Here is a 1,070-nt window from a genome sequence, read left to right as displayed (position 1 = left end):
CCACCAAGGTCACCAACGGCGGCGGTGGCTGGACAGACCGCGACCGCTGGGCCCTCACGCACACCTTCCCGACAACCGCCGACGGGTCCGATCCCGCGCTGTGGCTGGACAACGTCGTGCACACCGGCCTCGTCGACGGCTCCGCCGCCATGCCGCCCACGAAGTTCGGCGGCGACGCCAAGCGCAACCGCACCTACCAGTCGCAGGCCTACACCAGCCTGTCCCGCTACCGCATCACCACCGTGATCGGCGAGCTCGGCGGCGTCCTCACCGTCACCTACGCCGATCAGGACTGTCAGGGCGGGGCGCCGGACCCGGCGACGAACACGACCCGCTGCTATCCGGCGTACTGGATCCCCAACGGGCAGACCACGCCGATCCTCGACTGGTTCAACAAGTACGTCGTCAGCGACGTGTACTCCAGCGGCGGCACAGCCCTGTCCAAGCAGACCCGCACCCACTACGACTACCACGGTGGCGCGGCGTGGCACTTCGACGAGAACCACCTGGCCGACCCGGCCCACCGCACCTGGTCACAGTGGCGCGGCTACGGCGATGTCAGCACCACCACCGGCAACCCGGACGACCCGGCCGGTCCGCGTACCGTCGTCAAGGACCGCTTTCTGCGCGGCATGCATGGCGACCGGGCCACGTCGGGGACGCGCACCGTCTCGGTCACCAACTGGCTCGGCGAGAACCTGGTCGACGAGAAACAGCACCAGGGCTTCAAGTACGAGTCCCTCACCTACCTCGACGGCGCGGTCAACAGCGGCTCGTTCGGCACGCCGTGGTCGTCCGCCGCGACGGCCACCGACCAGAACGGCGAGAAGTCCTACCTCACCGGGACCGCGGTCTCCCGCACCCGTGACCGCCTCGCCGCGACCAACTCGTGGCGGGAGAAGCGCACCACCACCACCTACGGCGCCTCCGGTCTCCCGGTGGCGGTGCAGGAGGAGGGGGAAGTGGGCCAAGCCGCCCAGACCTCGTGCGCCCGCACCACCTACGTCGCGAACACCCCGGCCTGGATGCTGTCCTACCCCAGCGCCGCGCAGAAGGTGTCCGGTCCGTGC

Annotated in this window: 1 pseudogene; it reads left to right on the top strand. The window is 69.9% G+C overall.

The annotated features are described in order from the left end of the window. A pseudogene (locus ACRDSQ_RS20670) lies at positions 1 to 1,070 on the top strand (RHS repeat-associated core domain-containing protein); the annotation flags it as partial.

Source organism: Actinokineospora sp. (genome assembly GCF_050699995.1).
GTDB lineage: Bacteria > Actinomycetota > Actinomycetes > Mycobacteriales > Pseudonocardiaceae > Actinokineospora.
The sequence above is the reverse complement of the archived record's forward strand: the minus strand, read 5'-3'. Positions and strand labels throughout refer to the sequence as shown.